General features: G+C 57.1%; 17 protein-coding genes and 1 tRNA gene. 10 read left to right on the top strand and 8 right to left on the bottom strand.

Annotation, left to right across the window (positions count from 1 at the left end; all coding sequences use genetic code 11):
- Positions 1 to 12 precede the first annotated feature (12 nt).
- The 3 genes from gpt to FY156_08645 form a co-directional block, all read right to left on the bottom strand.
- Entirely contained in the window at positions 13 to 510 is a 498-nt protein-coding gene (gene gpt, locus FY156_08655; GenBank protein ID UXS01538.1) for a xanthine phosphoribosyltransferase, read from the bottom strand.
- Positions 511 to 716: 206 nt separating this feature from the next.
- The gene (locus FY156_08650) at positions 717 to 1,562 is read right to left on the bottom strand and encodes a universal stress protein (GenBank protein UXS01537.1); all 846 of its coding nucleotides are present in this window, start codon (positions 1,560 to 1,562) and stop codon (positions 717 to 719) included.
- A gap of 102 nt (positions 1,563 to 1,664) precedes the next feature.
- A complete protein-coding gene (locus FY156_08645; protein ID UXS03088.1) occupies positions 1,665 to 2,456 on the bottom strand; it encodes a competence/damage-inducible protein A in 792 nt (263 codons plus the stop codon).
- A gap of 379 nt (positions 2,457 to 2,835) precedes the next feature.
- Between FY156_08645 and wrbA the strand changes: the two genes are divergently transcribed.
- Complete coding sequence (wrbA, locus tag FY156_08640; protein UXS03087.1) at positions 2,836 to 3,435, top strand: NAD(P)H:quinone oxidoreductase type IV; 600 nt, start codon at positions 2,836 to 2,838, stop codon at positions 3,433 to 3,435.
- Positions 3,436 to 3,874: 439 nt separating this feature from the next.
- Here the strand turns inward: wrbA and FY156_08635 are convergent, their stop codons facing one another.
- Together FY156_08635 and FY156_08630 are read right to left on the bottom strand one after the other, a co-directional pair.
- Positions 3,875 to 4,120 carry a DUF982 domain-containing protein gene (locus FY156_08635; protein ID UXS01536.1) on the bottom strand — a complete coding sequence of 82 codons (246 nt, stop codon included), beginning with the start codon at positions 4,118 to 4,120 and terminating at the stop codon, positions 3,875 to 3,877.
- Positions 4,121 to 4,220: 100 nt separating this feature from the next.
- A complete protein-coding gene (locus tag FY156_08630; protein ID UXS01535.1) occupies positions 4,221 to 4,511 on the bottom strand; it encodes a hypothetical protein in 291 nt (96 codons plus the stop codon).
- A gap of 565 nt (positions 4,512 to 5,076) precedes the next feature.
- Here FY156_08630 and FY156_08625 point away from each other — a divergent pair.
- Positions 5,077 to 5,229 carry a DUF3309 family protein gene (locus tag FY156_08625; protein ID UXS01534.1) on the top strand — a complete coding sequence of 51 codons (153 nt, stop codon included), beginning with the start codon at positions 5,077 to 5,079 and terminating at the stop codon, positions 5,227 to 5,229.
- 173 nt (positions 5,230 to 5,402) lie between these two features.
- On the opposite strand, the gene FY156_08620 is transcribed toward FY156_08625, so the two are convergent.
- Positions 5,403 to 5,476 (bottom strand) — tRNA-Cys (locus FY156_08620).
- 306 nt (positions 5,477 to 5,782) lie between these two features.
- On the opposite strand from FY156_08620, the gene FY156_08615 reads away from it, so the two are divergent.
- The 6 genes from FY156_08615 (at position 5,783) to FY156_08590 (ending at position 13,720) form a co-directional block, all read left to right on the top strand.
- Positions 5,783 to 6,454, top strand: coding sequence for a protein-L-isoaspartate O-methyltransferase (locus tag FY156_08615; GenBank protein UXS01533.1), 672 nt, complete (start codon positions 5,783 to 5,785; stop codon positions 6,452 to 6,454).
- Positions 6,455 to 6,658: 204 nt separating this feature from the next.
- Positions 6,659 to 7,624 carry a DUF2497 domain-containing protein gene (locus FY156_08610; protein UXS01532.1) on the top strand — a complete coding sequence of 322 codons (966 nt, stop codon included), beginning with the start codon at positions 6,659 to 6,661 and terminating at the stop codon, positions 7,622 to 7,624.
- Between the two features lie 155 nt (positions 7,625 to 7,779).
- Positions 7,780 to 10,623, top strand: coding sequence for a valine--tRNA ligase (locus tag FY156_08605; GenBank protein UXS01531.1), 2,844 nt, complete (start codon positions 7,780 to 7,782; stop codon positions 10,621 to 10,623).
- 464 nt (positions 10,624 to 11,087) lie between these two features.
- A complete protein-coding gene (locus tag FY156_08600) occupies positions 11,088 to 12,362 on the top strand; it encodes a transporter (GenBank protein ID UXS01530.1) in 1,275 nt (424 codons plus the stop codon).
- 352 nt (positions 12,363 to 12,714) lie between these two features.
- The gene (locus FY156_08595) at positions 12,715 to 12,924 is read left to right on the top strand and encodes an ABC transporter permease (protein ID UXS03086.1); all 210 of its coding nucleotides are present in this window, start codon (positions 12,715 to 12,717) and stop codon (positions 12,922 to 12,924) included.
- Between the two features lies 1 nt (position 12,925).
- Complete coding sequence (locus FY156_08590) at positions 12,926 to 13,720, top strand: sel1 repeat family protein (protein ID UXS01529.1); 795 nt, start codon at positions 12,926 to 12,928, stop codon at positions 13,718 to 13,720.
- A gap of 74 nt (positions 13,721 to 13,794) precedes the next feature.
- Here the strand turns inward: FY156_08590 and xth are convergent, their stop codons facing one another.
- Both xth and erpA read right to left on the bottom strand, forming a co-directional pair.
- On the bottom strand, positions 13,795 to 14,592 hold the full coding sequence (xth, locus tag FY156_08585) for an exodeoxyribonuclease III (protein UXS01528.1): 798 nt from the start codon (positions 14,590 to 14,592) through the stop codon (positions 13,795 to 13,797).
- A gap of 96 nt (positions 14,593 to 14,688) precedes the next feature.
- On the bottom strand, positions 14,689 to 15,018 hold the full coding sequence (erpA, locus tag FY156_08580) for an iron-sulfur cluster insertion protein ErpA (protein UXS01527.1): 330 nt from the start codon (positions 15,016 to 15,018) through the stop codon (positions 14,689 to 14,691).
- Between the two features lie 177 nt (positions 15,019 to 15,195).
- On the opposite strand from erpA, the gene FY156_08575 reads away from it, so the two are divergent.
- Both FY156_08575 and FY156_08570 read left to right on the top strand, forming a co-directional pair.
- On the top strand, positions 15,196 to 16,413 hold the full coding sequence (locus FY156_08575; GenBank protein ID UXS01526.1) for a deoxyguanosinetriphosphate triphosphohydrolase: 1,218 nt from the start codon (positions 15,196 to 15,198) through the stop codon (positions 16,411 to 16,413).
- An 81-nt stretch (positions 16,414 to 16,494) separates the two neighbouring features.
- Complete coding sequence (locus FY156_08570; protein UXS01525.1) at positions 16,495 to 18,252, top strand: arginine--tRNA ligase; 1,758 nt, start codon at positions 16,495 to 16,497, stop codon at positions 18,250 to 18,252.
- Positions 18,253 to 18,272 lie beyond the last annotated feature (20 nt).

Genomic DNA, 18,272 nt, shown 5'->3' with positions numbered 1-18,272 from the left:
GTGCTTTCGCTATCAGCCGCGCGAACTCTTGGCGATCGGCTCCTGGTAGGTGAAGCCCATATCCCAGGGGAAGTAGATCCAGGTGTCCTGGCTCACTTCGGTCACGAAGGTGTCGATGGTCGGCACGCCCTTCGGCTTTGCGTAGACGCAGGCAAAGTGTGCCTTCGGCAGCATTTCGCGCACTTCAATGGCAGTTTTTCCGGTGTCCGTCAGGTCGTCCACAACCAGAACTCCTTCGCCGCCATCGGCTGCAAGTTCCGGAGCAATGCCCTTCAGCAATACCGTCTCGCCCTGGTTCACATAATCGTGACGTGTGGCGATGCAGACGGTGTCGATCAGACGAATGTTCAGCTCGCGGGAAATGATGGCAGCCGGTACGAGGCCGCCGCGGGTAATACAGACAATGGCCTTGAACTCGCGGTCGAGGCCGGCAAGACGCCAGGCGAGTGCACGGGCGTCGCGGTGGAACTGATCCCAGGAAACGGGAAAGGCTTTATCGGGCAGGGACATCATTTACCGTCCGGTCAAATTGGTGATGGGTTGGGCTAATAGCCGCAAGTCCAGCAAAAAGGCAAGCTTTGCACTGCTGCGGCCACCATTTCACGGCAGTTCTGCAATGTTTGGGGCTGTGGACGATCCAAAACCGGAAAGAAAGGACGCCCCGGCTGAGAGTGACGGGGCGTCTGACTGTTGCCTGACGAGATACGCGGCGACGATCAGCGCGACAGCAGCGTCATCGCCGTCATGGAATCGAGCAGCGTGCGCGTGACGCCGCCAAACAGCATTTCCCACCAGCGCGAGTGGCCGTAAGCGCCCATCACGAGCAGATCGATGCTGTTGTCTGACAGGCGGTTCTCGATTGCCGCCTGCGGCGAGATGCCGGCGATCTTTTCCTGCGAAGTGACTGTGACGTTGACGCCATGGCGTGCAAGGGTCGCGGCAAGTCCCGCCCCGGCCATGGTGGAAGATTGCGTTTCGCTTTCAACCGGATCGACGGAGAAGATTTCGACACTTTCCGCTTCTTTAAGGAACGGCAGGGCGTCGAAGGTCGCGCGCGTCGCTTCGCGCGATCCGTTCCAGGCAATCAGCACTTTGCGGATCGGCTTCGGTTCGGTCAGGACATGCGGAACGAGAAGAACGGGGCGACCGCTTTCATAAAGAAAACTGTCGATATCCGAGCGGCTGTCGGACAGTGCCGAGGTGCTGCTCTGGCGTGCAACGACCAGGTCGGCGCATCGCGCGCTGTCGATTGCTGCGGCGGAGGCGTAACCCACCGAGGTCACGAAGCTGCGCCACTCATGCGAAATGCCATTCGCCGAAAGCGTGCGTTCGAAAATCGAACCGATCTCCGTCGTTTCCTTGTGCGCCACATCCTGAATGGCCTGCACGGTTGCAGGATCTGGAATTTCCATTGGCGCCACGAGTGGAACCGCAGCAAGGGTTTCCATGTGCAAGCCGATCACATGGGCAGAAAACTGGTTGGCAAGGCTGACGACGAAATCGTCGAGCTTTTGCGTGTTCGCAACATTGTCGACAACGGCAAGTATTGTCTTGTAACCCATGCTATTCTCCTCGTTGGCCGACATGATATCGGCATTTTCGATGGTGAAGCGTGGTCCGGTTTTGCGGACATCACCTTGATATTGGTCAAACCGTTTTGCTGTTCAGGCGGTTGCATCGCCCTTGCTGGCAGCGAGCCTTTTCTCGCGACCGATGGCTTCGATCATTTCCGAAACGGCATCCGCCGCTGCCTTCAGAACCTGGGGGTCGCGGGCACGTACAACGATCTCCGTCGAGAAACGCTGGCCGTCATATTTCGGGTAGGAACCGATGCTGGTTTCGGGGTGTGCTTTCTGAATCGCTGTCAGCGGCGTGCCGATATCTCCCTCGCCATAGGGGGAGCGCACCGCCTGCGACATGACCTTCGATCCCGTGCGCAATGTCGGCATCACGTTGTCGAGCATGGCCTGAAATACCTGCGGCACACCCGCCATTACATAGACGTTGCCGATGACGAAACCGGGCGCAACGGAGACCGGATTGGCGATATGGGCCGCACCTTTGGGCATGCGGGCCATGCGCTTGCGCGCCTCGGTAAATTCCATTTCGCGAACGCGGTACATGTCGCCCAGGATGCGCAGCGCTTCCGCATCGTGTTCGCATGGCAGGCCAAAGGCTGCGGAGACGGCATCGGCAGTGATGTCGTCATGGGTCGGCCCAATGCCACCCGAGGTAAAAACATAGTCGTAACGTGCGCGCAGCGCATTGAGCGCCTCGACGATCGAGGCCTCTTCATCGGCGACGATACGAACTTCCTTGAGGTCGATACCGGACATGGTCAGCACATCGGCGAGATGACCGATGTTTTTGTCCTTGGTGCGTCCCGAGAGAAGTTCGTCGCCGATTGCGAGCATGGCTGCGGTTACGACGGATTGGGTGGAGGAGGGGCTGGACATGGTTGTACTCGTCATCTGTTTCGCCCGACGTTAGCGCTCTGCCGTCGGAATGCAAAGCGCTTTTGGCTGAACTTATGGATAGGATTGATTGACGCTGGCGTTTCTCGTTCAATCATCGTGAACAGTGCGTTTGTCGAAGTCTGGCTGGTCGAGGGCCGGGCTCTTGGCTACCTTCCGTTCCATGCTTTCCAGGCAAGACGTGCAAAACTGTTGCACGGTTTTGCGATAACGGCAGGCGGCGAACAAGGATTGGAAGTGCGGTGCGCTCCCTTGAGAGATCGTAGCTTGCTTTCAGGGATATTCGCTTATGATTATCGAGTTTTTGAAACGGTTCCTGGCCGGCACGCCGGAAACCCTCACAGCAAAGGAAACAAAGAGAATGACCAAGGTTCTGGTGCTCTATTATTCGTCCTACGGCCATATCGAAAAAATGGCTTATGCCGTGGCGGAAGGCGTGAAATCAACCGGTGCGGAAGCCGTCGTCAAGCGGGTTCCGGAACTGGTTCCGGAAGCCGTTGCCAAGTCTTCGCATTTCAAGCTGGACCAGGCTGCTCCTGTGGCAACCGTGGACGAACTGGCGGAATATGACGCAATCATCGTTGGTGCCGGCACGCGCTTTGGCACGGTCGCGTCGCAGATGCGCAATTTCTGGGATCAGACCGGTGGCCTGTGGTTCACCGGCAAGTTGGTCGGCAAGGTCGGCTCGGCTTTCACGTCGTCTGCCACCCAGCATGGCGGTCAGGAATCCACCATTCTCGGTTTCCTGCCCACCTTCCTGCACCATGGCATGGTCGTTGCCGGTCTTCCCTATGCGTTCCAGGGACAGATGGGTGTTGACGAAATCAAGGGTGGTTCGCCTTACGGCGCGTCGACCATTACCGATGGTGACGGTTCGCGCCAGCCTTCCGAGATCGAACTGGAAGGCGCCCGTTTTCAGGGTGCACATGTGGCGAAAATCGCCGCCAAGGTTTCGGCCTGATCCAAGCCTCCTTCCAGAAAAGAAAATGCGGCCCGAAAGGCCGCATTTTTTCTACCGGGTTTACCGGTCCGAGACTGGATAACGGATGAGGTGAGGGGCCGTCAGATCGGCAGGCTGACCATCATCAGGCAGCTGGCAATAACCACGCCAATCAATGAGATTTCCAGAACACCATTCAATCCGTCTCGCATTTCTCTTCCTCCTTGCATCGCGTGGAGAATGAACGAGAAATGCGTGTTGTGGTTCCGTTCGGGAATGCAAAATTTCCGTCAGGAACAGACAGCGTTATTCAGGTCGTCAACCGGAGATCACGAAAGCGACGACGAGGTGGCCGACGATACCGATGACGAGGCAGGAGAGAAGGGTAATGAACAGGGCTTTTTTCATATGTGGGAAATCCTGTTTTCGCTGTGCAATACAGCCGTAAAGTGGCTGCTTATTACGCCTTGAAGTCCAGTCCAGCTTCGATCGCTGCGGCGACAAAGGCTTTTCTTGCATCTTCGGGTTTCTTTTTACCCGCATCGACGGCGGCGCAGACCAGCAGCGCTTTGTCCAGCGCGTCGCCGTCTTCTACAGGCCAGTCCTCGATCAGCGCCCAGGAGGCTGCCTGTGTGGTGTCAATGGTCGTGTACTCGCCCGGCGTTTCAAACGCGATCAGGACGGGTTTTTGCCAGCGCGTGTTCATCGCTCATCCATGTCAAAATCTTGTGTCGGGCTCTAACCCAAGCGGCCGGGATGCGCAATCCCGTTCCGCGCCTCACGATGTCGCACGCAACCTGCAGCCTTTAGTCGTCGCGTCCAAACATCGGCCAGTCGCGCACGATGCGGCGATTGATGAGTTGCAGCGAGCGATCCGGCGCTATGCGATAGGTCTCGATCGCCTTCGTGCTGCTGTCGATCCGGAACTCATGGCTGAACGTGCTACCGATTGGCGACTTCGTCAACTTGGTGCGCGGTTGCCCATTATAGATGATGCTGCCGGGAATCGGCTCCACTTCATAGGCCGGCGCTGCGACGGTGCAGCCTGTCAGCCCAAGGCTCAGTACGATTGCGGCATAAGGCGCGATCTTGTTCATCATATCCTCCGAAGTGCGTCGTGGAGAACGCCGTGCGGGCAAACAGGTTCCCGATGCCCGGTGTCCAGCGCAGGCACTGGTTTGTCAACGAGGATAACGCCGCAGGACGGCTATTTCTTTTTCGGAGTCTGGATGTCTTTTGCGACCCAGCGGAAGAAAACATAGATGAACAGCGCGCAGATGAAGAGCGGAATGAGGTTCGCGAAACCGGACATGGAATTCTCGTTTTTTCTCCGTCCGGATTTTCCAATCCGCGGGAGAAGGGGTGGTCAAGACGCGCTCTGGCCGGTGCCGTTTACAGTGATACAAAACGCCGGTGTGACAGATGCGAGGCCCGAAAAAGGGCCGGTGGATTAAAAGAGACCCGGCGCACTGCCAGTGTTACCGGGTCTCTTCGCCTCCCGCCAGTTTCAGGGGACGGGCGACTTGATTTGAGTATGTACCATGCAGGCATCCCACATATAGGCCGAGAAATTACCTTGCAGAATCAGCATTGCCCTGCGGAACCTTTATCGCGCTCGACCATTTGAATCCGCAGGACAAATGCAACTCCAGGAGGGTCCAAATGCTCGGCACAATCCTCGTCATTCTTCTTATTCTTTTCCTCATCGGCGCGCTGCCGAGCTGGGGATACCACAATTACGGCTACGGCCCCTCGGGCGGCCTTGGTCTGGTTCTGGTGATCGTGCTGATCCTCGTGCTCCTGGGCCGAGTTTGATCCGCTGAACAAATAACGGGTCGCTGACGCGCTTCTATCGCTGGTCCTTGCCGGGGCCGGCGATAGTTTTGTTTTTGGAGAAGACGAAAGCGCTTAGAGCGCGGAAAATCCACGATGCCTCATAGAGGGCAACTTTTTTGAAATTATATTTATGGAGTGGATTTAAAGTTGTTTGGAGGCCTCGCCCGGAATTGAACCGGGGTACAAGGATTTGCAGTCCTCTGCGTCACCACTCCGCCACGAGGCCTCAACCGCTCGTCGTTTCAAGCGATGGCGGGCATTTAGAACGAATCCATTTTGGGTGCAAGAGGCTTAATTTCGAATGTGCGGGTTTTTGTTCGTCGCGTTCGTGGTGAAGCTCTGCAAACCAAAGCCTTTGCAGCAGCAAAAGATAAATGCCGCTTTTTGGCGATAAGCCCTCATCGCGTGCTTGAAAGCGCGGGCGCGGGCAATTATGAGATTATCGAAAGGCGAGGGGGAGCCCTGTGCCGCTTGAGAGCTTTGGAGCCGTGGCGTTTTTGCCCAGCATCCGTGAAATTGAGGCGATAACGATATGATGGATTTCGAAACCGCGCGCGCGAAGATGGTCGACAGCCAGTTGCGTACGACCGACGTGACGTCGCATTCCGTGCTCACGGCGTTTGCGAACGTTCCGCGCGAAGCTTTCGTGCCGGCTGGCGTCAAGCAGATTGCCTATGTGGACGAGGATCTGCAGGTCTGTCCCGCAAAGGACGGTCGTCCTGCGCGTTACGTCATGAAGGCCTCGCCGCTTGCAAAGCTTCTTCAGCTTGCTGCCGTGACGAAGGACGACGTGGTTCTGGAAATCGGCGGCGGTTCCGGTTATGCGGCCGCCATCCTGTCGCAGCTTGCAGGTTCGGTCGTTTCGCTGGAAAGCGACGAGCAGCTTGCTGCTGAAGCAACCGAAACCCTCGCTTCGCTTGGCTACGACAATGTTGCCGTTGTGACCGGCGATCTTGAAAAGGGTTATGCGGGCGAAGCGCCTTACGATCTGATCTTCATCAACGGCTCTGTTGAAGACGTGCCGGCTGGACTGCTCGGTCAGCTTCGCGACGGAGGACGACTGGTCGTCGTCGTTGGCTACGGCAATGCTGCCAAGGCAACCGTTTACCGCCGTGACGGCAACGGCACGTCCTCGGTCACGCTGTTCAACGCGTCGATCAAGCCGGTTCCGGGCTTTGCCAAGGCCAAGGATTTCGTTTTCTGACGAAAACCACATGTTTTTTTATGAAAGCCGGAATGGTTCTTCCATTCCGGCTTTTTTGTTGGCGTAACAAAGCTGTGTACCGCTGCGAAAGTCGCTCAATCGGCGATTTAGTTCCTGAGTCGGCTGGCCTAAACTAGGGGTGATTCGGGGCGTGTGTGTGTTTTGCCGCCCCGCATGGCCTTTAAGTGGAACTCGGGGATAGAAATGGCTCAGCCAAGCGTAGCGCGTGAACCGTCCATGGAAGAAATCCTGGCGTCGATCCGCCGGATCATCGAAAGTAACGAGCCTGGTCCTGCCGGTGCGTTCTCGGGGCAGTTGCCGCCGGTCTATGACGATGAAGACGATATTGTTGCGGAAACATCCTTCGCGGCCGATACGTCCAGCCTTCCGACACGTGTTCCACCTGCGGCCAACCAGGCCTACGGCCAGCGCCCCGCACAGGATTTTGCCTCAATGTCCGAACAGCAGGAGAGTGCCGGCGAAAAGACCATGTCGCTTGCCGATGTGGCCGCACGCGTCAGAGCTGCTGCCGATCGCAATGCGGCCATGGGACCGCAGGCATTCGCCGCGCAGGCGCAGCAGCGTCGTGCAGAAGAACTGGCGCAGGCAGCAAGCCCGGTCGCACCCGCTCCGATCGAGCGTCCGGTCGCGCAGCGTCCGACCGATGTCCGTCCTTTGATGGTTGCCGCACAGCAGGAAAGCCGCGAGCAGCCGACCTTCGGCGCGGTCGAGGATCGCGCTGCCGCTGCCGCTATCGAAAATATTGCAGTCGCCGAACCGCGTTTCGAAAATGTCGCCCTGCGTGGTGCTATCGAGACGCCTGTTGTGGAAGAACGTTTCGAAGCGCCGTCTCTGGTTTTGCCGGAAATCGAGGAAGCACCGCAGTTTGAAGCTCAGATCGAGCCCATCCAGCAGCCGGAGGAGCCGCAGGCCGAGGGCATGTCCTCGCTCAACAGCCTGATTTCCGCCGCCGCTGGCGAGCAGATTGCCCGTTCCTTTGGTGAACTTGCCGAGGTTTTTGACGGCGTGGAGCGCCGTTCGCTTGAAGATATGGCGCAGGAAATGCTGCGGCCGATGCTGCAGGACTGGCTGGAAGACAATCTTCCGACGCTGGTGGAACGTCTCGTGCGCGAGGAAATCGAGCGCGTGGCGCGCGGTTCGCGCCGCTGATCAACGGATAAGGTTAGGTACAAAGGCCGCTCCGTTCCGGGGGCGGCTTTTTTGTTTGATAACCTTTGCCGTCGAAATGTCCGGTTTCTGTTGACTCTCAACCGGCCATCCTTATTTAAAAAATCAACATAGAACTCTAAAATTCAGGTCAGGAAATGCTCGAAAAGACCTACGATTCCGCATCCGTCGAACCGAAGATCGCCGCAGCCTGGGACGAGGCTAATGCCTTCCGTGCCGGCGCCAACGCCAAGCCGGGCGCGGAAACCTTCACCATCGTGATCCCGCCGCCGAACGTGACGGGCTCCCTGCACATGGGCCACGCGCTCAACAACACGCTGCAGGACATCATGATCCGTTTCGAGCGCATGCGCGGCAAGGACGTGTTGTGGCAGCCAGGCATGGACCATGCCGGTATTGCCACGCAGATGGTTGTCGAGCGCAAGCTGATGGAACAGCAGTTGCCGGGCCGTCGCGACATGGGCCGCGAGGCTTTCGTCGAAAAGGTCTGGGAATGGAAGGCCGAGTCCGGCGGGTTGATCTTCAACCAGTTGAAGCGCCTTGGCGCGTCCTGCGACTGGTCGCGTGAACGCTTCACCATGGACGAGGGGCTTTCCGAAGCCGTTCTCGAAGTTTTCGTATCGCTTTACAAGGATGGCCTGATCTACAAGGACAAGCGCCTTGTGAACTGGGACCCGAAGCTTCTGACCGCCATTTCCGACATGGAAGTGGAGCAGCTGGACGTGAAGGGGAACCTCTGGCATTTCCGCTACCCGCTGGAAAAGGGCGTTACCTACCAGTATCCGATTGCTTTCGACGAAGAGGGCAACCCCACCGAGTTCGAAACCCGCGATTACATCGTTGTTGCGACGACGCGCCCTGAAACCATGCTCGGTGACACCGGTATTGCGGTCAACCCCGATGACGAGCGTTACAAGAGCATCGTCGGCAAGCACGTCATTCTGCCGATCGTCGGTCGCAAGATCCCGATCGTCGCCGACAGCTATGCCGATCCGGCTGCCGGAACCGGTGCCGTCAAGATCACGCCAGCGCATGATTTCAACGACTTCGAAGTCGGCAAGCGTGCCGGTCTGCGCGCCATCAACGTCATGAACATCGATGCGACGATCTCGATCAAGGACAATGAGGACTTCCTCGAAGGACTGAGCAACCCGGCTGCCCTGCATGGCGCGTGGGATCGTCTGGAAGGGCAGGACCGCTTCACGGCCCGCAAGATCATCGTTGAAATCTTCGAAGAAGCCGGTCTTCTCGACAAGATCGAGCCGCACAAGCATGTGGTTCCGCATGGCGACCGTGGTGGTGTGCCGATCGAGCCGCGTTTGACCGACCAGTGGTGGGTCGACAACAAGACGCTGGCCAAGCCGGCGATTGCTTCGGTTCGCGAAGGCCGCACCAATTTCGTTCCGAAGAACTGGGAAAACACCTACTTCCAGTGGATGGAAAACATTCAGCCCTGGTGCATTTCGCGTCAGCTCTGGTGGGGTCACCAGATTCCGGCCTGGTACGGCCCGGATGGTCAGGTCTTCGTTGAAAAGACCGAAGAAGAGGCTTTGGAAGCGGCTATCCAGCACTACATCGCCCACGAAGGTCCGTGGAAGGCATGGGTCGAGGAAAAGCTCGAGAACTTCAAGCCGGGCGAAATCCTGACGCGTGACGAGGACGTTCTCGACACCTGGTTCTCGTCGGCACTCTGGCCGTTTTCGACGCTCGGCTGGCCGGAAAAGACGCCGGAACTGGCGCGCTATTATCCGACCAACGTGCTTGTGACCGGTTTCGATATCATTCCGTTCTGGGTCGTTCGCATGATGCAGATGGGTCTGCACTTCATGAAGGATGATGCCGGCAATCCGGTGGAGCCGTTCAGCACGGTCTATATTCACGCTCTGGTCCGCGACAAGAACGGCCAGAAGATGTCGAAATCCAAGGGCAATGTCATCGATCCGCTCGACCTGATCGACGAATACGGTGCGGATGCGTTGCGCTTCACGCTTGCCATCATGGCGGCGCAGGGACGCGACGTGAAGCTCGACCCGGCGCGTATCGCCGGTTATCGCAACTTCGGTACGAAGCTGTGGAACGCGACCCGCTTTGCCGAAATGAACGGCGTGAAGCGCGATCCGCATTTCCTGCCGGAAACCGCTTCGCTGACGATCAACCGCTGGATTCTGACCGAGCTCGCCAACACCACCAGGGATCTGACAGGTGCGATCGAGAACTTCCGCTTCAACGATGCGGCAGGAACGATCTACCGCTTCGTCTGGAACCAGTTCTGCGACTGGTATCTGGAACTGCTGAAGCCGGTGTTCAGCGGCGAAGACGAAGCCGCAAAGAAGGAATCGCAGGCATGCGCTGCCTACGTTCTGGAAGAAATCTACAAGCTTCTGCATCCCTTCATGCCGTTCATGACGGAAGAGCTGTGGGCGCATACGGCAGGCGAGGGTGAAGAGCGTACCGATCTTCTTTGCCACACCGACTGGCCGACGCCGGAGTTCCGCGACGATGCGGCGGCTGCAGAAATCAACTGGCTGATCGATCTCGTTTCCGGCATCCGTTCGGCTCGCGCTGAAATGAATGTGCCGCCGGGTGCAACGGCAGCTCTTGTCGTCGTCGGTGCCAACACGTCGACGGAAGCACGGCTTGACCGCCATGCGGCCGCGATCCGTCGTCTTGCGCGTGCGGACGAAATCCGCGGTGCGGATGTTGCGCCGAAGGGGTCAGCGCAGATCATCATCGGCGAAGCGACCATCTGCCTGCCGCTTGGCAACCTGATCGATCTCTCAGCTGAGAAGGCACGTCTTGAAAAGGCGATTGGCAAGGTCGAAGCCGAAATGGAACGCATCGACAAGAAGCTCGGCAACGAGAAGTTCGTTGCCAATGCCGACCCGGAAGTCGTGGCGGCAGACCGCGAGCGCAAGGCGGAGCTGGATGTTCAGCTTGTCAGCCTCAAGACCGCGTTGCAGCGGGTCAGCGAAGCCGGATAAACCGGCCTCCGACTACTGTGGCAATAAAAAAGCGCTCCTTGAAAAAGGGGCGCTTTTTTGTGTTTTGCAAAGTTTCTTTTCCGGCCTTTGCTGCGTTGCAGCGACGAATCGTCCATGATCGCAAAGTGAAATGTTTCGTTGCCGTCGACACGGGGCGAAGGGGACGAAAACAGCGAAATATCCAATGAAAACGGCCTGATAACGGACTTTCTTTTGGAAAGTTTTCAGTGTTGTCATTCGGCGACATTTCCCATCCGGAGTGGGAATTTGTTTCGTTTTATGTCTGGTTTTTGCTGTGGGGTTAGAAAAATAGCCTAAAATGATTAGGCGAGAGGGCGAACATGAAAATCTTACGTAAAAAAATGGGACATTGTCGCAGAACTGCGCCAACTCGCGGCAGATTGTCATTTCCCGCGAACCACTTCAGTCTGTTGACGATCACATTGCCTTGATTGGGGAGAGAGATGGCAAAAACTGCAATTTTTCGCGGCGCGGTATGTTTTGCGGTCAGCATCGCAGCGGTAACGCCTTCGCTGGCTGGCGGCCTTGAGCGCGGCGGCTACAATATCGACCTGCTGTTCGATCCGTCCGACTATGTTCTGGATAGCTCTGCAACCTTCGTTGCGCCTCAGCGCGAAGTGAAGAACGCACGGGACAATCCTGCACGAAGTGGCCCACTGCCATCTTCCTGGTCCACGAGTGCGGACGATTCCGAGAATTACTGGTCAACCCGCGTTGGCGCCAAGGCAGCCATTGGCGATTTCGGCGACTGCATGTTCGATTATTCGCAGCCTTGGGGTGCACATCTGAAGCCTGGCATCTGGCAGGGCTCGAGCTACAACATCGAAACCAAGGTCAAGTCGCATAACTATGCCACGACCTGCCGCGTGAAGTTCGATCTCGGCAAGGGTGACTTCTCGATCATCGGTGGCGGTTTCTATCAGGAGCTTAGCGGCTACAAGTACCGTCAGGTTGTTTCGCCCGATGTGTTGCGTGGTTTCGGACTGCCGGGAACAGGTGTCGGCAAGCTGGAAATGGAGGGTGACGGCTGGGGCTGGCGCGCAGGCGTTGCTTATGAAATTCCTGAAATCGCTTTCCGGACCAGCCTTGTTTATAACAGCGCTGTTGATCATGACCTGTCTGGAACGGTGGACTTGGTTAACGTACCGGGAGCGGTGCTGCCTGCTGAAATTAGAGCGTTGGGCGGTCGTGTAGTTCCGGTTTACGGGTCGGTCTCAATGCCGGACAGTCTTGAACTCAAGGTTCAGTCAGGTATCGCTCCCGATTGGCTGGCTTTCGGTTCGGTGAAATGGACTGACTGGAGTCAGATCCAGGTTGTGCCATTCTGCCCTGTGGGTTCTTCTCCGTGTGTGCCTGGCAGAAACGCCCTCAATACCCTCGATTTGTTCTATCAAGACGGCTGGACAATCTCTGGTGGTATCGGTCACAAGTTCAATGATCAGTGGAGCGGTGCCGTTAGCCTGACCTGGGACCGTGGGACGTCGACGGTTATCGGCACGCAGACCGACACTTGGATGATTGGTACGCAAGTGGTCTACTCGCCAAATAAGAATATAGAGTTCAAAATTGCGGGTGCAGTTGGCCTCCTGACTTCGGGAAGCTCATCTATCAGTGGAGCGCCTTGCGGGATTGGTTCCGTTTGCGGCAATGAAGCTGGCTATGACTTCGGCAACGATGTTGTCGCTGCGATCTCGACCGGTGTGAAGGTCAAGTTCTGAGGCGATCTGCCTAGGGTGACGTTTTGAAAAGGTCCGGTTTACCAACCGGGCCTTTTTTCTTATGTGACTGTGATTCCTGACAGACAAAATTTTTGGGCCTGTCTGTTTTGTGACGATTTCGCAACACTTTTCTGCAAGCTTCTAGTCGCGTTGGAATGTGGGCAGATTTGTCCATTTCCCGCCACAAACAAGGTGCTTGGCTTTGTTTACGGACGCGGGAATGGAAGAATATGCAGGCGTTTTTTATGGTCCTGTGGAATTGCGGAAAGTGAAAACGGATTTGGATTCAGGGTTTAAGCAAGTAACGAGGGAATTGTGCTCCCCGCACTTGTTTGGACCTGGCAAAAGAGCGGTGGGGCGCCGCGATATTGCCGGAAATTATGTCTATATCTGTCTCACTGAAAAACTTGAGCAATTACCGCAACAGACCATCGGTGGTGCGCTGGAAAGTGCTGCCGGAAAGACGCAGTGTATTCGAAAAATCGCGACCCGGCGGAGTTTGGCTTTGCAGTATTCCGCAAGTATTGGCTATACGCCGGGTAGAGTGAGAGAAGTTCGCTGAAATGCTGAAATGTGAAGCCAACGTTATAAAGCCGCTCTTCCTGGGCATGTTGCTTGCGTCGCTCGCAATGCCTGCTGCGGCTTTTGATATCAATGCAGGCGTAACCAAGGAATCCGGCCCCTTTGATCTGTTCAAGTTTGGCTTCAAGGCCTACAAGAACGGCAACAAGGATGAGGCTGTCGAGGCCTACCGTTACGCTGCGGAAAAAGGTCACACCGGTTCCCGTTGGGCGCTGGCCAACATGTATGCCTATGGCGATGGCGTCGCCCAGAACGACTTCGAAGCTTTCAAGATCTACAGCGAAATTGCCAACCAGGGTGTCGAACCTGGCTCGGAAGATACCGGCTTTTTCGTCAACGCTCTCCTGTCTCTCGCCAATTATTACCGCCACGGCATTCCCGGCAGCCCGGTGAAGATGGACATGTCGCAGGCGCGTCAACTTTATTTCCAGGTGGCCTCCACCTTTGGTGTTGCGGAAGCACAGTTCAAGCTGGCGGAGATGATCCTAGCCGGCGAGGGCGGTCGCGCTGATGTGCAACAGGCGAAGAAGTGGCTCAACCAGGCGCGTCGACACGGCCATGCGGGCGCGATGTCGATCTTCGGCAATCTCCTGTTCCAGGAAGGCCAGACGACGCGTGGACTGGCGTTCATGACGGCGGCACTGGACAAGTGCGCGGCAGCCGATTGCACCTGGATTCAGAACATTCAGGAGCAGGCCTTCTCGCTTGCCACCGAGAACGATCGCCGCGCCGCCATTTCGCTTGCACAGAGCATGCGTGGCGAGGATCTGGACTGATCCGTTCGGACTTCATGACGTCCTGAACATGCCGGTTCGTTGCGCTCGAACATGTCTGTCCGAGCGCTTATGCGTCAGTTGACCGGCGAAAAATCGAAGTAACCGCAGACGGGCACGTGGTCTGAAGGTTTTTCCCAGGCGCGAACGTGTTTTTCGATCATGACCGATTGCAGCCGGTCGGACGCTTCCGCCGAAAGCATCAGATGATCGATGCGAATGCCGTTGTTCTTCGGCCAGGCGCCAGCCTGATAATCCCAGAAGGTATAAAGACCCGCTGCATCGGTGGTCGCGCGTGCTGCGTCGGTGAGGCCCAGATGCTCCAGCTTGCGGAACGCGGTGCGGGTCTGCGGCAGAAACAGTGCATCGCCTTCCCAAACGCGCGGGTCATGGCAGTCGAACGGTTCGGGGATGACGTTGTAGTCGCCGGCCAGAATGAGCGGCTCTTCCAGTGCAAGACGATCTTCGGCGAAACGACGAAGACGCTCCATCCATGCCAGCTTGTAGGGGTATTTGACCGGATCGTCCGGCGGGTTGCCGTTCGGCAGATAAAGCGAGCAGACACGGATCACGCCGCCTTCGACCGAGAATACACCCTCGATGAAGCGGGCCTGTTCGTCGGCGTCGTCTCCCGGCAGGCCGCGATTGACCTCGTCGGGTTTCACCTTGGAGAGCAGAGCGACGCCGTTGAAGCCTTTCTGGCCGTGGGTCTCGACATGATAACCCAGCGCCTCAATCTCAAGGCGCGGGAAACCTTCGTCGACCGATTTGATTTCCTGGAGGCAAACGATATCGGGCGCGGAATCCTTCAGCCACTGGCAAAGGTTTTCGATACGCGCCTTAACGCCATTGATGTTCCAGGTGGCAATCTTCATCGGTAATTCCTTTTTACAGGAATCCTTTTACCCGATGCGGCAGTGATTGCCACCGTTTTCCCCCCGGCGAGGGCGTGGTAGCGGTGGAAAGAAGGGTCAGATCGAGAAGCTGGTGCCGCAGCCGCAGCTTGCGACGGCGTTCGGGTTCTTGATCTGGAACGACTGGCCAAGCAGATTGTCGACGAAGTCGATTTCCGAGCCCGCCATATAGACCACGGACATGCTGTCGATCAGCACCTTGGCGTCGCCGCGGGCGATGACGATATCGTCGTCGGTCGGTTCGCCGTCGAGGTCGAACTTGTAGGAAAAGCCGGAACAGCCGCCACCTTCGACAGAGACGCGAAGAGCCTGTTTTCCAGCCTCGGCAGAGACGATCTGGGCGATTCGTTTTGCGGCGGATTCCGATAGTGTGATGTCAGTCGTCATGTGTTTTCTCCAACCGGGGTCAAGAACCGGCGAGTAAAGTTCTGTGCAAGACCGATTATAAACCAGTCAAATTGGCCGTCTATAGCGTTACCACGCAGCGAACGTGCTTTGCGGCAACCTTCGCGATAGGTATGAAGGGTAGATGAAAAGGTCAATGGCCATATGGCAGGACAAGGCATGATAATCGATCAGCGTGCACTGGGGTTTGGAAGCGGAGAGCGTGCGGTTTTCGCCGCCGATCCATGGACGACGCGTGGGCGTCTGTTCCCAGAACCATCCAGTCTGACGCGATCCGAATTCCAGCGCGACCGCGATCGTATCGTTCATACCACGGCGTTTCGCCGGCTCAAGCACAAGACGCAGGTGTTCATCAGTCCGGATGGCGACCATTACCGCACACGTCTGACCCACACCATCGAGGTGGCGCAGATTGCGCGTGCGCTGGCGCGTGCACTGAAACTGGATGAGGATCTGGCCGAGGGCGTGGCACTCGTTCACGATTTTGGCCACACGCCTTTCGGTCATACCGGTGAGGATGCTCTGGATGAAGTGCTGAAGCCCTATGGCGGGTTCGATCATAACGCCCAGTCGCTGCGCATCGTCACCAAGCTCGAGCGCCGCTACGCCGAATATGACGGGATCAATCTCACCTGGGAAACGCTGGAAGGTCTGGTCAAGCATAATGGACCGCTGCTCGACGCCAGGGGCGAGGGCACGCATGGGCCGGTGCCTCTGCCGATCCTCGAATATTGCCAGCTACAGGATCTCGAGATCGGCACCTATGCAAGCCTTGAAGCGCAGGTCGCGGCCATTGCCGATGACATCGCCTACAACACGCACGACATCGATGATGGTCTGCGGGCCGGTTATCTGACCTTCGAAATGCTGGAGGAGGTGCCTTTCCTCAGCGGCCTGATGGCCGAGGTTCGGGAGAAATACCCGAAGCTGGATGACGACCGTTTTGCCCATGAAATCATGCGCCGGCAAATCACCCGCATGGTGGAAGATGTCATCGGCGTTGCGCAGCATAATCTTGCCAGGCTGAAGCCGAAGAGCGCCGCCGATATTCGCGCTGCCGATCTGACGGTCGCAACCTTCTCGCCAGCGATGGCTGAAACCGACAAGCAGATCAAGAAGCTGCTGTTCGGTCATATCTACCGGCATCCGGAAATCATGCGCATCCGCGCAGGCGCAACACAGATCGTCACCGATCTTTTCCACCGTTATATGGAAACACCTGCCGAAATGCAGAGCCACTACTGGGTGGACAGCATTTCCGGCATGAGTGTTGCGGCCAAGGCCCGCCACGTCGGCGACTATTTGGCAGGGATGACCGACAGTTATGCACTGCGCACCCACCAGCGGCTGTTTGACCATACACCGGATTTACGATAGGGCAGCGGGCGATCGCGAACCCCCGACCGGTGACATATTGCCGGATATCAGAACAGAAAACGCTTCGCGCAGGTTGGAACGATGAATATTTTTGCCGATTTCGATACCAGGATCAAAAACGCGCTCGAGACAGTCGATCTCGTGAAACAGAACCGCGAAAATATCGATTTTGGACGAGTCACGGTCGAAGCGCCGCGTGATGCGAGCCACGGTGATGTGGCGACCAATGCCGCCATGGTGCTGGCAAAGCCGCTTGGCACCAATCCACGCGCGCTGGCGGAACTGATCGTGCCTGCGCTGCAGCAGGACCCGGATGTCGACAGCGTCAATGTTGCTGGTCCCGGCTTCATAAACCTCAAGGTGTCCGTTGGCTACTGGCAGCGCCTGCTGTCGGGCATGATCTCCGAGGGCACCGATTTCGGTCGCTCGAAGGTTGGTGTCGGTCAGAAGATCAACGTTGAATACGTGTCGGCAAACCCGACTGGACCGATGCATGTCGGCCATTGCCGTGGCGCCGTTGTTGGCGACACGCTGGCGAACCTGCTGTCCTTCGCCGGTTATGACGTTACCAAGGAATATTACATCAACGACGCCGGCTCGCAGATCGATGTTCTGGCGCGTTCTGTGTTCCTGCGTTACCGCGAAGCGCTGGGTGAGGATGTCGGCGTCATTCCGCCCGGTCTTTATCCCGGCGATTATCTCGTTCCGGTCGGCCAGGCGCTGGCGGATGAGTACGGCATCAAGCTGCGCACCATGCCGGAAGAAAAGTGGATGCCGATCGTCAAGGACAAGGCGATCGATGCGATGATGGTGATGATCCGTGAGGATCTGGCGGCCCTCAACGTCAAGCATGACGTGTTCTTCTCGGAGCGCACGCTGCATGCGGGCAACGGCGGCCCCATTCTGTCGGCCATCAACGATCTTACTTTCAAGGGCCATGTCTACAAGGGCACGCTGCCGCCGCCGAAGGGCGAGTTGCCGGACGATTGGGAAGACCGTGAACAGACGCTGTTTCGTTCTACCGAGGTCGGCGACGACATGGACCGCGCGCTGATGAAGTCTGACGGCTCCTATACCTACTTCGCGGCTGACGTGGCCTACTTCAAGAACAAGTACGATCGTGGCTTCAACGAGATGATCTACGTGCTCGGCGCCGATCATGGCGGCTACGTCAAGCGTCTCGAGGCGGTGGCGAGAGCTGTCTCCGAAGGCAAGTCGAAACTGACTGTTCTGTTGTGCCAGCTCGTGAAGCTGTTCCGCGACGGTGAGCCGGTGAAGATGTCGAAGCGCTCCGGCGATTTCGTCACCTTGCGCGATGTTGTGGATGAAGTCGGCCGTGATCCGGTGCGATTCATGATGCTCTATCGGAAGAATTCCGAGCCGCTCGACTTCGATTTTGCGAAAGTAACGGAACAATCGAAGGATAATCCGGTCTTTTACGTGCAGTACGCGCATGCGCGTTGCATGTCCGTGTTCCGGCAGGCGAAAGAAGCGTTTCCGGGGCTTGCTCCGACGCAGGAAGAGCTGGCTGCCTCTGCATCATTGATTAGTGATATCAACGAGTTGCAGCTTGTTGCTAAGCTTGCGGAATATCCGCGCCTGATCGAGTCTGCAGCGCTGACGCATGAGCCTCATCGCCTCGCATTTTACCTTTATGACCTGGCAAGTTTCTTCCACGGACACTGGAATAAAGGTAAAGACCAGCCGGAATTACGTTTTGTTAACGATAAAAACCGAGAATTGAGCATTGCCAGACTCGGGCTGGTGAATGCTGTCGCGAATGTTTTGAAGTCCGGACTTGCTCTTTTGGGAGCGGACGCACCTGACGAAATGCGATAACATATCACCATTATTTGCTC

Origin of the sequence: Agrobacterium tumefaciens (genome assembly GCA_025559845.1) — a bacterium.
In the GTDB taxonomy this organism is placed as follows: Bacteria; Pseudomonadota; Alphaproteobacteria; order Rhizobiales; family Rhizobiaceae; genus Agrobacterium.
Note: the sequence above shows the minus strand (reverse complement) of the source record. Positions and strands in the feature narration are given on the sequence as shown.